The 14,323-nt window shown below is 47.3% G+C and carries 13 protein-coding genes; 3 read left to right on the top strand and 10 right to left on the bottom strand.

The annotated features are described in order from the left end of the window. The first annotated feature begins 2 nt into the window (after nt 1–2). Nucleotides 3–539, top strand: coding sequence for a hypothetical protein (locus tag O3C43_06330; protein MDA1066103.1), 537 nt, complete (start codon nt 3–5; stop codon nt 537–539). Between the two features lie 4 nt (nt 540–543). On the opposite strand, the gene O3C43_06325 is transcribed toward O3C43_06330, so the two are convergent. The 3 genes from O3C43_06325 to O3C43_06315 are packed head-to-tail and all read right to left on the bottom strand — an operon-like array spanning nt 544 to nt 2,865. Next, nucleotides 544–1,470 carry a tyrosine recombinase XerC gene (locus O3C43_06325; protein MDA1066102.1) on the bottom strand — a complete coding sequence of 309 codons (927 nt, stop codon included), beginning with the start codon at nt 1,468–1,470 and terminating at the stop codon, nt 544–546. Beyond that, on the bottom strand, nt 1,467–2,162 hold the full coding sequence (locus O3C43_06320; GenBank protein MDA1066101.1) for a SprT family zinc-dependent metalloprotease: 696 nt from the start codon (nt 2,160–2,162) through the stop codon (nt 1,467–1,469). Before O3C43_06320 ends, O3C43_06325 begins: the two co-directional genes overlap by 4 nt. 40 nt (nt 2,163–2,202) lie before the next feature. Further along, on the bottom strand, nt 2,203–2,865 hold the full coding sequence (locus O3C43_06315) for a MazG family protein (protein ID MDA1066100.1): 663 nt from the start codon (nt 2,863–2,865) through the stop codon (nt 2,203–2,205). Between the two features lie 86 nt (nt 2,866–2,951). On the opposite strand from O3C43_06315, the gene O3C43_06310 reads away from it, so the two are divergent. Both O3C43_06310 and rsmA read left to right on the top strand, forming a co-directional pair. Then, the gene (locus O3C43_06310) at nt 2,952–3,740 is read left to right on the top strand and encodes an indole-3-glycerol phosphate synthase TrpC (GenBank protein MDA1066099.1); all 789 of its coding nucleotides are present in this window, start codon (nt 2,952–2,954) and stop codon (nt 3,738–3,740) included. 18 nt (nt 3,741–3,758) lie between these two features. Next, nucleotides 3,759–4,613: a 16S rRNA (adenine(1518)-N(6)/adenine(1519)-N(6))-dimethyltransferase RsmA gene (rsmA, locus tag O3C43_06305; protein ID MDA1066098.1), complete on the top strand. Its 855-nt coding sequence runs from the start codon at nt 3,759–3,761 to the stop codon at nt 4,611–4,613. Here the strand turns inward: rsmA and O3C43_06300 are convergent. The 7 genes from O3C43_06300 to O3C43_06270 form a co-directional block, all read right to left on the bottom strand. Further along, nucleotides 4,586–5,965: a nucleotide sugar dehydrogenase gene (locus O3C43_06300; GenBank protein MDA1066097.1), complete on the bottom strand. Its 1,380-nt coding sequence runs from the start codon at nt 5,963–5,965 to the stop codon at nt 4,586–4,588. The two genes, rsmA and O3C43_06300, sit on opposite strands and share 28 nt — an antisense overlap. Nucleotides 5,966–5,996: 31 nt before the next feature. Then, the gene (locus O3C43_06295) at nt 5,997–7,259 is read right to left on the bottom strand and encodes a PLP-dependent aminotransferase family protein (protein ID MDA1066096.1); all 1,263 of its coding nucleotides are present in this window, start codon (nt 7,257–7,259) and stop codon (nt 5,997–5,999) included. A 69-nt stretch (nt 7,260–7,328) separates the two neighbouring features. After that, the gene (ftsH, locus tag O3C43_06290) at nt 7,329–9,401 is read right to left on the bottom strand and encodes an ATP-dependent zinc metalloprotease FtsH (protein ID MDA1066095.1); all 2,073 of its coding nucleotides are present in this window, start codon (nt 9,399–9,401) and stop codon (nt 7,329–7,331) included. Nucleotides 9,402–9,443: 42 nt separating this feature from the next. After that, on the bottom strand, nt 9,444–10,868 hold the full coding sequence (tilS, locus tag O3C43_06285; protein ID MDA1066094.1) for a tRNA lysidine(34) synthetase TilS: 1,425 nt from the start codon (nt 10,866–10,868) through the stop codon (nt 9,444–9,446). Nucleotides 10,869–10,876: 8 nt separating this feature from the next. Then, nucleotides 10,877–12,139, bottom strand: a complete 1,263-nt coding sequence (gene serS, locus O3C43_06280; protein MDA1066093.1) for a serine--tRNA ligase — start codon at nt 12,137–12,139, stop codon at nt 10,877–10,879. A 141-nt stretch (nt 12,140–12,280) separates the two neighbouring features. After that, nucleotides 12,281–12,931 carry a PEP-CTERM sorting domain-containing protein gene (locus tag O3C43_06275; GenBank protein MDA1066092.1) on the bottom strand — a complete coding sequence of 217 codons (651 nt, stop codon included), beginning with the start codon at nt 12,929–12,931 and terminating at the stop codon, nt 12,281–12,283. A gap of 212 nt (nt 12,932–13,143) precedes the next feature. Beyond that, the gene (locus O3C43_06270; GenBank protein MDA1066091.1) at nt 13,144–13,845 is read right to left on the bottom strand and encodes an exosortase-associated EpsI family protein; all 702 of its coding nucleotides are present in this window, start codon (nt 13,843–13,845) and stop codon (nt 13,144–13,146) included. Nucleotides 13,846–14,323: the final 478 nt, after the last annotated feature.

Below are 14,323 nucleotides of genomic sequence, written 5' to 3'. Positions count from 1 at the left end.
CCATGAGCAACGATTCTCGTTTAACCACACTTCAAGCTTCTCTCGCTGAAAACCCCTACACCGGGCAGGTAACCTCCCTATGCCTGCGCATAGACGATGGAGTTCGAGAGTATCCTGACTCCATTGACATAGATGTAGAAAAAGGTGCCATAGGTGATCGCTGGATTTGGAGAACATGGAAGTATCTTGAAAACGGAGATTCTGACCCTCGAGTCCAGGTGGCCGTTTGTAACTCACGAATCATCCGCCTCTTCCAAAAAGAGAAAAACAACCACTACCATCCTGGTGATAACATTATGGTGGATCGCGATCTGAACGCAGAGGAGTTCCCCGTAGGTGGTCGCTTCAACGTTGGATCTGTTACATTAGAAGTCACAGATGTTTTCAACGATGCCTGCGCTAAATTTGCCGGAGAATTTGGGAAAGATATCCTGAAATGGATCAATCTCCCGGAATATCGATGTTTAAACCTTCGCGGGATTTATTGCAGAGTTATTGAAGGTGGAAAGATTCGGATTAGCGACAAGCTCGTAGTTTAAAAAGTTATGCCCTGGGATGCGCTTTGCTGTGTGCATCTTTTAATCGGCCCAACGTTACGTGGGTATAAATCTGGGTGGTCGAAAGACTCGCATGACCAAGGAGGTCCTGGACCAGACGTAAATCAGCTCCATGATTCAATAAATGAGTAGCAAATGAATGTCGAATTTTGTGCGGTGTTAAATCGAGAGGCAAATCGGCTAAAGCAAGGTACTGTTTGACCATGAGTTGAACCTGCCGTACTCGGATCCGATTTTTTTTATTTCCTAAAACAACCGGATCCTCATATCCCGTAGCCGGGGCATATTCCTGACGAAACTTTTCGAGCACCACCATCGCAATCTTTCCCAGCGGACATAAGCGTTCCTTGTTACCCTTACCCAGGACACGGGCAACTCCACGTTGAAAATCGATCGCTCCGTAATTGAGGCCGGCTAACTCACTCACACGCAAACCTGCACCGTAGAGCAACTCCAACACCAGGCGATCGCGCCAGACAAGCCAGGGATCAAGCGTTTCATTATCGAGCAATTTCATAGGCCCGGCAAGCAACTGACTCATTTGCTTCTCCGTTAAAAACTTGGGCAAAGGTTTGGCGAGTTTAGGTAACACGATCCCGGTAAAGGGATTTTTTTTTATGAGCTTTTGCGTCTGCAAATACTTCGAATAGGTCTTCAACGCGGAAAAGTGATTATGAATCGTTCGACGGGAATGAGACCCTTGGCGCTCGATGAGAAATCGTTTTAGCTGTGTTGCTGATAAGTCCTCCCACTCACCGTCCCAACGCGTATTCGCCTTCATCCAAAAGGAGAAATCTCGAATGGCCTGTCCATAGTTTCGAACCGTATAGGCAGACAGTCTACGTTCTTTCTCAAGGTGTGACAGAAAAGGATCCAATCCTTTGATCAACAGATCTGGCGATTCTTCGGTCACTCTGATCGCCCGAGTGAAATGATTGTTCGACCAACCATATTTAACCGACGATCATGAAGCTTGCTGCGGGAATCATAGCTGTTCAACAAACTCCAGAAATCTCTGGAATGATTCATTTCCTTCAAATGCGCCAGCTCATGAAGGATGACGTAATCCTGCACTCCAGTTGTCAGGAGTATGAGTCTCCAGTTCAAAGAGATGCTTCGCGAGGGAGAGCAGGATCCCCAACGGCTGGATTGGTCACGCACGGTAACGCGACTTGGGGGATGAATAATCTTCTTTTCGCTACAAAGAAATTCAAGGCGCTCGGTGAGGCAGAGTTTGGCCAGCTTCTTGAGGGCCTCTCGAATACGGGCTTCATGGATATTATGCGGGTCGTAACGAAAGACGACTTTTTCTTTCTCCCGTTTGTATTCAAAATAAGGGCACCCGCTTGTAAAAGCAAAGGTTACACGACACCGCCTTCCATTTAATGTGAACACAGGCTTGTTCAGAAGATATTCCAAAATGGATGTCGGAGAAGGCGCTTTCGACATTTGGTCGAGCAGCCAATCCCCGCATTGATCAAGAAACGCGAGAGCTACTTTGAGCGATGCGCGATAGGGCACGATCACAAGTGCTTGATTTTGTGCGCCGAGACGAACCGTGATACGACGAGCGCGTTTAGATCGACGAAGGTAGTACGGTATCATTATCGGACCATTCGAAGTCCGCACGGTGTGAAACCTGGTCTCAGTATCTTTCTTCAATCTTTTTAATAATATGGTTGGCATAGCGTCTTAATGCCGATTCAGGATCAATTCCAGCAATGCGGCAAGAAGCCGCCATTTCAAATAATGTTTTGCCGACAGATTCTTCGCTTATCTGTTGAGCCTGAATGGCCACGGATTGTTCATTCACAAGGGACTCGGTATCCAGGCCTTTCTTTTGAATCTGTTTATAGACATCTCTGGCACGGAGCAAGGATGGCAATTGGGGCGGTAAGTGTTTGAACATCTTTCCTTCGGACTGGTTTCCGTTCTTTTGTTCAGTAGCTTTTATCTCGTCCCACTTCTTCAAAACTGCGGTGGAATCCTTCAAATTTAAATCATCCGGGCCAAACACATGCGGATGGCGTCGAATCAGTTTTTCGTTCACTTCATCGCAAACGGCATCAAAATCGAATGTTCCCTTCTCGCTGGCAATCTGAGCGTGCATTATGACCTGCAACAGCACATCGCCAAGCTCTTCCCGCATGTGATCCATATCCAAGGTATCCAGGGTCTCCAGGAGTTCACAGCATTCATCTATCAAACACACAGCCAAAGACTGATGGGTCTGTTCAATGTCCCATGGACACCCATCAGGGGCTCTGAGTGCGGCCACAGTTTCGCGCAAAGCATTGATTGAGCTCACAGTTGTATTTTTTTGTTGGATAGGCAGGATTATTAAGTTCTTGGTTATAACAGTTCCTTAAATAAATAAAGAACGAATCCCGAAGAATGGACAAATTGAATGAGATAATGGCGTACAAAAGGCTGGAGATCGCCGACCGCGTACGCGAGGTGCAGGACTCCGAATTGGAGGCTTTTATTGATCCGGACCGCCCATCCCTGTTCCAAGCTCTTTTCGGTCACGACAAGGTTTCCGTAATTTCCGAAATAAAGCGCAAATCCCCATCTGCAGGTGACATTGCAGCGGGAGCATCTGCCCTGGCTCAGGGAGGACATTATGTGGACGCACAGACGGACGCTATCTCCGTTCTTACGGATGAACGGTTTTTTTCAGGATCGATAAACGACCTGCAAGACGTAACCAACCTGATAAAAGGTTCTCAAGCGAGGGTCCCTTGTTTGAGGAAAGACTTTTTCGTGCATCCGATCCAAATAGTGGAGGCTGCCCAAGCAGGGGCCAGTGCCATACTGATCATCGTCCGCGCACTGACGGATAAGGAGATTCAAATGCTTTATAGGAGCGCGAATGCGGCCGGCCTTGATTCTATCTTTGAAATTCACAACGAAGACGACCTTGCACGAGCAGTCCAAGCTGAAGCGCGCATTATCGGCGTGAATAACCGCAACCTCGCAACTTTCACGACTGACCTGGCATTATCTGAAGCGCTGATTCCAAAAATCCCCGAAGGTTGTGTAAGTATTGCAGAATCGGGGATTGTTTCCATCGAGGATGTTAAGCGCGTTAAGGCAGCTGGTGCTCAAGCTGTCCTCATCGGACAAGCGCTAATGGAGCACGCTGATCCGGGAGCGTTTATCCGAGAAATCCACAATTTGTAAGCTCTCCTGCGCTAAAGGATGGATTATCCAACCCTAACTGTCGTTAAAGCTCTCCTGGAGTCCCGTCAACTCGCTCCCAGGAAACGATTTGGGCAAAATTTTCTGATTGAAGCCAACATTGCTCGAAAGTCACTCGAACTAGCTGAAATAACACCAGGAGACACCGTGGTGGAAATCGGCCCGGGCCTGGGTGCGTTAAGCCAACTTTTGCTTCAGGCAGGCTGCCAGGTTTACGCTATAGAAATGGATTCCGGGTTTTTTCGCTACTTGGAAGAAGTGGTCCTGCCTGAGTACCCACAACATTTTAATTTGAAGCACGGCGACGCGATGGACGCACCGCTTGCAGAGGTCCCAACTGAAGACAAGCCTTTCAAAATCGTTGCGAACTTACCCTATGCTATTTCCACACCTTGGTTGGATGCGGTTCTATCCGGTCCCCTTCCATCGCGCATGGTGATAATGTTACAAAAAGAAGCAGCTAATCGATTTATTGCCGCAAGCGATTCAGGCAACTACGGACCCATTTCAATATTTCTAAAATCAGCTTATGATGTGGAGGCAGTCCATAAGGTGAGTGCCAATTGCTTTTACCCCAAACCAGAGGTGGGCTCAGCATTGTTGAGTATAAAGATTAAGGACAGTCCCATCCTGTTTTCGAAGACGATAAAGGACGGTATCCGGCAAATATTCAGACAAAGACGAAAGCAGATAAGCTCCATCATTCCCAAGATCGATGCTGCCGGGCTTTTCTTGCCATGGCTCGAAGATCTTATTGCCAACGGCCTGAAGCCTACTACTCGACCAGAATCGATAAAGATAGAAGACTGGCAAAAGCTGGCTAAGAATCAGGTATTGGACTTACCAATTGCGTAAGTCTTGAAGCCAATTTTTGCAAGAGCTGCTCGATCGAGAATATTTCGGCCATCGAAAATGCATGCCGGTTTCTCCATTGAATCGAATACCCGCTGAAAATCCAGATCCTTAAACATATCCCACTCCGTTAGAACGGCCACAGCGTGAGCTCCCGCACATGCGGCGTAGGCGTCTTCGGCAATTTCAACATTTCGGTTCGGGACACCATTTTCGTCTTCCTGAGTTTGACCCAAATCTGTAAAAATCAGATTGTGAGCGACTTGTGGATCGAAAATCGAAACGGTGGCGTTCTCCGCAATAAGATCCTGACAGACATAAATCGATGAAGACTCGCGCGTGTCATTGGTATCCTTTTTGAAAGCAAAACCAAGAATGGCAATTTTCTTCCCGTTAACTGTATTAAAAAGCGTTTCTACTATTTTGGCTGAAAATCGTTTTTTCTGGTAATCATTCATCTCAACCACCTTGCACCAATAGTCGGCAACTTCCTGAAGACCATAATATTCACAGAGGTAAACAAGATTCAAAATATCCTTCTGGAAACAAGATCCTCCAAAGCCAACCGAGGCTTTTAAAAATTTTGGCCCAATTCGGCTATCCGTTCCAATCGCCTTTGAAACCTCATCCACATCCGCACCAGTCGCCTCACATAAAGCACTCATTGCATTAATTGAAGAAATCCGTTGAGCCAAGAATGCATTGGCGGTTAGCTTGGATAGCTCAGATGACCAAAGGTTCGTCTTAAGGATTCGTTCGGTAGGAATCCAATTTGCATACACACTGGCCAAGGTATCAATGGCTCTGAGACCTTCAGGAGTTTGATCTCCGCCAATCAATATACGGTCCGCATGATGCAGGTCATTAATTGCGGTCCCTTCCGCAAGAAACTCCGGATTTGAAAGCACCTGAAACTGAGCAGTGTCGCTTTCATTCAAAATGGCTTTTATGGCATCGGCTGTTCGAACGGGAATAGTGGATTTCTCCACAATGATTTTTGGACCCTTTGCCATTTGCGCAATATCACGTGCACACTTTTCAATATACACAAGATCCGCGGCTCGACCGGCGCCAATACCGTATTTTTTTGTAGGTGTTCCTACAGCAACAAAAATAATGTCCGCCTCTGCGATAGCGGTTTCACGGTCGGTTGAGAAAAACAAGTTGGTTCCCCGTCGGCCATCGACGACTTTCTGGAGTCCCGGTTCGAAAATCGGTAAATTCCCGTTATTCCAAGCCTCGATTTTGGATGCGTCTACATCGACCACGGTAACCGTAATGTGAGGACATTTTTCTGCGATTACCGCCATGGTAGGCCCACCTACATAGCCTGCGCCGATGCAACATATTTTCATAACTCAGATAAGATAAGATTAAAGATATTGGTTATTTGAACTTTCGCATTACTTTGGCAAGGCGGTGTCCTGCTTCAACCAAATCGTTCTGTTCAAGTACTCCAAAAGATAAACGGATGTAGTTTTTGGGGCCTCCAGGCGCAAAACATAAATCACCTGGAACATAAAGAACTCCTCCTTTTACAGCATTTTCAAAAAAAGCTCCTTCCCGGGAAGTATCAACAGCGTCGGGCCCCTTGAGCCAAAGAAACATGCCACCATCCGGTTTCTGCCAATCCCAACCCAATTCGGGCAGCCCTTCGCCGATGAGGGTTTGATGCAAGGTTTCCATTTTTTCCAAATAACGAGAACGACTTTTAACCAGATGAGCATCATAGGCACCATCCAAAGTAACCTGCTCCACGATGGCTTGATTAAAATTAGAAGTACCGAAGTCATGATGGCCTTTTATACTAGCCATTTTTGACAGGACTTGGGAGTGGTCACAGATGACATACCCAACCTTTAATCCAGTGGCAAACGGCTTTGTAAAAGTGCCAAAGAAGAGCCGGGGAAAGGAATCAAATTCCTCAATAGCCAGGATACTCATCGAGGCAAAACGCTCCTCAAAAAAGAGTTCGAAATAGGCACCATCCTCAAGTACCGGAATAATCAGGTCTGCTTCTTTCAAGACCGTGGCCACCTCAACCTTTTTTTCCGTGGTCAAACAACGGGTTGACGGGTTTGAATACCAGGATTCCAAGTACACTGCTTTAACCCGGTTTATCGACCCATCCGCCTTGAACGTTTCTATTAACGCCGCAGTAGCTTTTGTATCGATTTCATCATGTTCATCCAAAGGAAGGCCAACCGCGGTTATCCCCAGTCCCTTCAAAAGCTCCAGGAAAACAAAATAACTCGGACTTTCGACCAGAACGATGTCACCAGGATCACATAACACCTGCATGGCCATGTAGAGTGACTGCTGGGAGCCATTCGTAATCATGACATTATCAGGGTGGTAGGATGGACTCTGGTGGTGATCCATCCTGCTCAAACGTTGGGCCACGAACTTTCTTAGATCAGGTCGACCCATGGTTGTGCCGTACTGAAGATACTCCGGGGAACGACCATTCGTGACCAGGGACACAGCTACATCCCGAACAGCCTGAACAGGTAAGGCCTCGGTGTCCGTAAACCCGGCCGCCAAAGAAAGAATCTGCTTGTTTTCCAAAGCGACCTTCATGATTTCGCTGATAACCGGAGGCTCTGCAAGCTGTCCGATCCGAGAGTAGCTAATATCTGGCTTCGTCATTGAATGGTGGGCACGATGCCCAAGCATCCTTGAATCATCAAGCCCTAAGAAACAGTCAAAGAGGAAGGTTTAGGCAATGGCACCAGCGGCGTCCGTTGAAGGTCCAATCTCGGGTTTTTTCTTTTTGGCGGCGGCTTCCTTCTCAACTTCTTCGACTTTATCCTGTCCTTTACGAATCAGATCATTGTTTTCGAAAGGAGAAGTAATCTTACCATCTTTGAGCGCTTCATGAACATGGACAGCCTCAATGGTTTCGTATTCGAGAAGCGCCTCAGCTATCAATTTTAATGCATCATGGTGTTCTTCGATGATGCCCTTGGCCCGCTCATACTGAGCGTTAATGATTGCGCGGATATTTTCGTCTATCTTCCTCGCGGTCTCCTCACTGTAATTTTGCGTACGGGTGATTTCACGGGCCAGAAACATATGCTCTTGATTTTCACCAAGGGCGACAGGTCCCAAGTCGCCCATACCCCAATCGCAAACCATGTGACGTGCGGTCTTGGTGGCCATCTTGATATCTCCCGAAGCTCCGTTGCTAAAGTCGCCTGTTTCGATTTCTTCGCCGAGACGACCGCCCATGGCCATACAGATTTCATCAAGTAATTCCTTTTTGGAGCGGCCTAAAATATCCTTGGTAGGAGTGAACATGGTCATCCCCAAAGCGCGTCCACGTGGGATTATCGTTACCTTGTAGAGGGCTAACTTCTTGTCTCCCAGAACGGCTTGAACCAAGGCATGGCCCGCTTCGTGGAATGCAGTCATCCGACGATCTTCTTCGTCCATGAGTTTTCGGCGTTCACGACCAAAGCTAATTTTGTCGCGCGCCTCATCCATATCATGGCGATCGACCTCCTTCTTGTCATAACGAGCGGCGATCAACGCACCCTCATTCAAGAGATTTGCCAGATCGGCACCTGAAAAACCTGTAGTGCCCTGCGCGACAACCCGGAGATCTACACCTGCACCCAATTTTATTTTTTTGGCGTGCACCTTCAATATGGCTTCCCGGCCATTTAGATCGGGCAAGTCGATAAGCACCTGACGGTCAAAACGACCCGGGCGAAGCAGTGCTCCATCCAATACATCCGGGCGATTCGTTGCAGCAATGATAACCACACCTTCGTGTCCATCGAATCCATCCATCTCAACCAAAAGGGAATTCAAAGTTTGCTCGCGCTCGTCGTTACCGCCACCGAGGCCTGCGCCACGTTGGCGACCCACCGCATCGATTTCATCAATGAATACAATACAGGGTGCATGTTTGCGTGCCTGCTCGAACATGTCACGCACTCGACTCGCACCTACGCCTACAAACATTTCTACAAAATCTGAACCGCTAATGGTGAAAAAAGGAACTTCCGCTTCCCCGGCAACAGCACGGGCGATGAGCGTCTTACCCGTTCCAGGAGGTCCGACCATGAGAATCCCCTTGGGGATTTGCCCCCCGATACGTTGGAATTTTTTAGGATCTTTAAGAAAGTCAACGACCTCTCCTACTTCTTCTTTAGCTTCATCGCAACCAGCCACGTCTTTAAAAGAAACTTTATCCCGATCGCGAGTGAGTAGCTTGGCTTTACTTTTGCCAAAGCTCATAGCTCCACGGCCAGCCATTCTCAACTGACGGACAAACAGAAAATAGAGAAGTCCAATGATGAGAATAAAAGGAACAATTCCGAGCAGGAGATCCGTCATTGCGCTGCTACTCTTCTCCTCAGAAAATTTTCCAGACTCCTGAAGCTTTTGATACACATCTCCGGTCAAGCGACCATCGGAGCGAAACCGAATAGGTTCCTTTTCAGAATCTTGATTTGTAGAAACATAAGTGGAAGCATCTGGATCAACTGGGACCTCCATCCGGGGATCAACATACAGTTCTCCCGTAATAATTGACCATTCCCATGAGCCTCCGGAAGGATCCGATTTGATTATGCCAGACTTGATATTTCCGCGATCAAGTTCGGTAAACACTTCATGAGGTTCCAGTGAAATTATACGGCCTTTGGTCCGCGGACCGAGCATAAACAAGCTCGCGATGGCCAATACAACAAGAAGCCAGATCATGGCAACTTTCGGTTGGAAGCGATCAGGTGGACTATTTTTTAATGGGCGGCGGCCCTCAGAGTCGTTTTCAGTAGGCATGTCTTAATATCAGAAAATTTGTAGCTTAGAACAATCTTAGTGTCAGAAGGTATAAGTCAATTGCAGGATTTCTTTTGTTTTTTCAGTTACGCGGACGAGATGGTTCACCGGAAGCCCGGGACACCAAAGGATTAGTGAATCATTCGTAGTGACCACCGGTAGTTTATTTCGTTCCTCTTTTGGTATTTTACGATCTCCAAACAAATCTTGAAGTTTCCTATTTCCAGGGGCGTTGAGCGCCTGATAGCGATCTCCTGGTTGCCAAAACCGGATAATAAAGGATTCATGTGGGATACGGTCACAGTCTAATAGAACCGTTGTACTCTCCGAATATTTCCCATTTTTAAGATCTCCCAGTAATTTTTCCGAGGATTGCGTCCATTGGGAGCTAAGTTTTGCGCCTGATGGCAGCGAAAGTGTTTCGTTCGGACTTAGGCTGAAACGCTCAACTCGAAGAAAATCCTGATCGAAATCCTTCTCAAACGAAATACGCCTGCCATTCACACGAATAAATCCTTCGCTAGCGCTCCATTGTCCTTTTCCCAGATCAGCCAATCTATCCAACACTTCATTTACGACAGAGGTGGAAATCGAACCATCCAGCTTCCTTGAGGCAATCCACATTTGAAACCAACGCCGAAGCACGGCTCTTGGTCCATCAACTTCCATCAGTTCCGCAGGATTATCGGAGGGAGAGGGAAACGCTGATTGCCCTAATTGATGCTCAATCGCTTCATCCGCCTCTTCCAAAAAAGCTCTCACCTGAGCGGCAGCTCGTCCGAGGTCAAACTGAGTTGCTTCCTGCCATGCCGGAATCACTTCGTTCCGCAAACGATTTCGATCAAAACGCGAATCTGCATTAGAAGCATCTTCCCGCCAGGGAATCGCAGCATCGGACAATGCGGTTTCAATAGCCGCTTTTGAAAGGGTAAGAAGTGGCCGAACCATCGTTTTTCCGTTTGCAAATTCAGTCACCGGTTTTGGGGCGGAAAGGCCTTTCAGATTACTGGCTCGAGCAATCCGCAACAGTAAGGTTTCCAGTATATCATCCTGTTGGTGACCAGAAATGATGAGGGCACCCTTCTTTTCGAAAACAAATGCATCAAAAAAGGCATGGCGCGCTTTTCGTGCCCGTTCCTCAGATACGGAGATTGAATCATCTCTGTCCTTCCATAAACCACCAACGAATTCCAATTCCAGTCCTTTGGCCACTTCCTCCACAAAAGCAGCATCTTGTTCTGATGCCTCACCTCGAAGTAAGTGATTAAAATGCAACACCGTAATCCGCGAACGCAGTTCCGGGAAATGCGCAAAAACCAATAAGAGTACAGCCAATGAATCTGATCCACCTGAACAGGCAACGCCCAGAGAACCGGTGGAGGACCCGATCTTTTCGGTAGCCTTGAGATGAAGCCCCGACTTCGAAATCGAATCTGCCAGTGCGTCCGCTTTATTAGGCCAGTCCATGATTCATCTTAGGTTAAATAATCTTCCCCGAAATAATCGACCAACACAGCAGGAATTTTAACCCGTCCATCTTCCTGCAAATTATTTTCAAGAATCGCAGCCAATACACGGGGAACGGCGAGAGCAGAACCATTCAAGGTATGCACATGAACGGGCTTCTCTCCTTGAGAACGAAAGCGGATGTTTGCCCGCCGTGCCTGAAAGGATTCAAAATTGCTACAACTGGAAACCTCCAACCACCGTTCCTGGCCGGCAGCCCAGACTTCCAAATCATATTTCTTGGTCTGAGTGAAACCTAGGTCACCGGTGCACATAAGCAGAACGCGGTACGGAAGCTCCAGTTTCTGAAGCAATCTTTCGGCATGGTCGCGAAGACTTTCCAACTCGTCATAGGACTCCCCGGGTTTGACCCATTTTACCAATTCCACTTTATCGAACTGGTGGGTGCGATTCAAACCGCGTACGTCTTTACCATGACTTCCCGCCTCGCGACGAAAACACGGCGTGTAACAAGCACGATAGATTGGAAGGTCCGCCTCATCCAGAATCTCGTCCCGGTAGAAATTCGTGACCGGGACTTCAGAGGTGGGGATCATGTAAAACCCTTCCTGAGGGATCACATACATCTGCCCTTCCTTATCCGGCAACTGTCCCGTTGCCCGGGCGCTGGCTTCGTTTACAACCAACGGAGCCATGAGCTCCTCGAAACCATTGTTGCGAGCCTCGTCCAGGTAAAAATTGATTAAACTCCGGATAAGCCGAGCCAAGCCACCCTGAAAAAACGGCCATCCAGCACCAGTAACTTTGGAGCCTCGAGGAAAGTCTGAGAGTCGGTTGAAAACATCCGAATCGTAATGAGCCACCGCGTGAGGGCTTGCACTGGCGATATCGCCCCAGGATGAATGAACTACATTTCCTTCCGGTGTTGGAGCAACGGGCACTGAACTGTGAGCGATATTGGGAATAGAAAGTAGCGCCTGTTCCCACTTTTCTTCGAGCTCCTTTAAGGATGAGTCTCCCTCTTTGACGTTTGATGCGACAGCACGCATTTCTTCAAGCTTTGCCAGAAACTCTGGAGACCCTTTTCCCAAAGCAGCCATTTCGGAGTTCACGCTCTTCTGCTGGGCGCGCAGTTGCTCCACAGTTGTAATCAACTGCCGACGTTCTATGTCCATCGCCAAAATCGCATCCAGGTCGCAATCGCTGCCCTTGTTGGCTATGGCCTCGCGAACCCGCTCCGGTTCTTCTCTCAGGATCTTAGTATCAATCATCGATTATCCAGGTTAAAAAGCGCGCAACCTTAGCCGCGTGCACTCTGGAATTCCAAGGATAAAGTATTCGTCTTTTTGCCGTCTGAAAGTTCCGGTATCTTTGGAAACAATAAACACACACTGCGAATCCTGCCAGTATCCTCAAGCTCTACGCTTTAACATCACAACTGCCAGGGCAATTCCACCGAATATTAATGCGTAAGTGGATGGTTCGGGGATAACTTCCCCACCAAGAACAATATCGGTGTCGCTGTTACTCTTAAATTTTATGTCTCCATTATTGGAACCCGAATCCCAGCCATAAATGCGCACTTCGACGGTTCCAGTCACATTAGTGAGGCTGCTAAGATCAAAAGTCACCGTTCCATAGCCAGGGTCTCCAGAAATATTGAAAGTATCCACCTCATTCCCGCCAGTAAAGCCAGCGACACTGGTAAAAACAGCAAACTTGTCCGGCCCATTCGAACCGCCGGTATCTCGGCCGCGAAAATCAAAGGTGAGGTCTCCAAAATTAGCAGCACGTCCAACATCAACGGTTACGTCGAAGGCGATGTAATCGTTATTGGCAACATCAAGTGAACTGTTGGTACTCCAACTTCTGAACTCGATACCGTGGTTCTCATTTCGCCTTAGCAGGCCTGACCCGACCGAAATATTCGAAGCGCTCATACTTCCAGCGGGATAGGAGGCAAATGAGGAAGCCAAAATAGTATTTTGATAAGTGATTCCGTCAAAATCCCATACGACCAGTTGACCCTTCAATCCCGAAAAGGTACAACAAAGAGTGCTCATTAATAAAATTATTTTCATAGCGGGTATTACCAAAACCCGCAAAAAACAGGCTACTGGACATCACTCAAAAAAGGGGTCCGCACTTTTTATCATATTATTATCAAGCTCTTCAGACTACTTTTACGGAGAAATTAATTCACGATTTTGTTTCATCCATCGCAGATGCATTTTCGATACCAGTATTTTAAAAGTACTCTTATTTCTGACTGCACTTACATCTCTGTCTGAGCATCATTTAACCCAAGCATGCCCAAGCTTTCGACTATCTTCCTGAAGCCTGGATCAGTCATCAGATCTTCGAACGCATGGGTACTCGAAATACGAAAAAAGAATTGCTCGTCCTGACTTTGGAATCCGGTTTGAGAAATTATTTCCGGCAATTCAATCAAGGAACCGGCATTTCGGGTAATCTTTAAATTATTGCCGCCGACCAGATGCCAGAAAGCAACATGCACCTTGCCTCCATTCTTTTCCATCAGTCGATATTTTCCCGAAATCAGTTTCCGACCATTGGGAAACGCGAGTGGGTAATCATCCAAACCTTGATCGATGTTCCAACCACCATTCACCCAACAACTGTCGGGGACATGCCACTGCACATCGCGCACATCCACTTTTCCGGGGCTCCAGTATGCTGCCCATACTGCTACCATCACTTCTCCGGATATGTATACGCGGTACAGACCTTCATCAAATGCCAAATCGCGATCAATCACCTTCAACACCTCCTCGGACTCCGATAACGGAGGATCGATCCAATCCCAATCATCAAGATCCGAAGGCAACTTTGATTTAAAATCAGGCAAGGTGAACAAAGGGTCTGCTTTCCTGGGCAGAATAGTAAATAACGCCAAAGCGAAAAGTGCGATTCCGCAAAACACGAGCAGGTATAACTTTGGCGAAGTAAATGGCATAAATTAATGGTCGATTGAAACTCTTAAGGAGAGTTGTGAAGGCGCAAAGACATTTCGTCAGAGGGCGAACGAAATATTTCCAGAGACAAAAAAACCTGCATGAAGCAGGTTTCCTATCACAACCAGACGATGTTTAACGGACAATAAACAATAATGGTTTTAAGTTACGGCAATCGTTTCCCCGCGGGTTGGCATCGTTCAAAGATTCTCATCGGTCAAAAAATTGCCTCACTTTACGCAACGGTTTCAGCAGTCGAAATCCAAACGCAGGCTTTAGCTCATTTAATTCCCAGGCCCTGCGATCCATTCTATTGGCAATCATCCGATTTTTAAACGATGCGTTGGACATTCCGCCCATACGCATATTCACCTTCACATTTGGAATATATTTAATCCGTTTTCCGTCAGTAGCACGGTATAATTATTTAGAGCGTATAATGCGTATGGTTACAGGGATTGATAAATAAACTTGCCCTCG

Source organism: Verrucomicrobiota bacterium, assembly GCA_027622555.1.
Classification (GTDB): domain Bacteria; phylum Verrucomicrobiota; class Verrucomicrobiia; order Opitutales; family UBA2995; genus UBA2995.
Note: the sequence above shows the minus strand (reverse complement) of the source record. Positions and strands in the feature narration are given on the sequence as shown.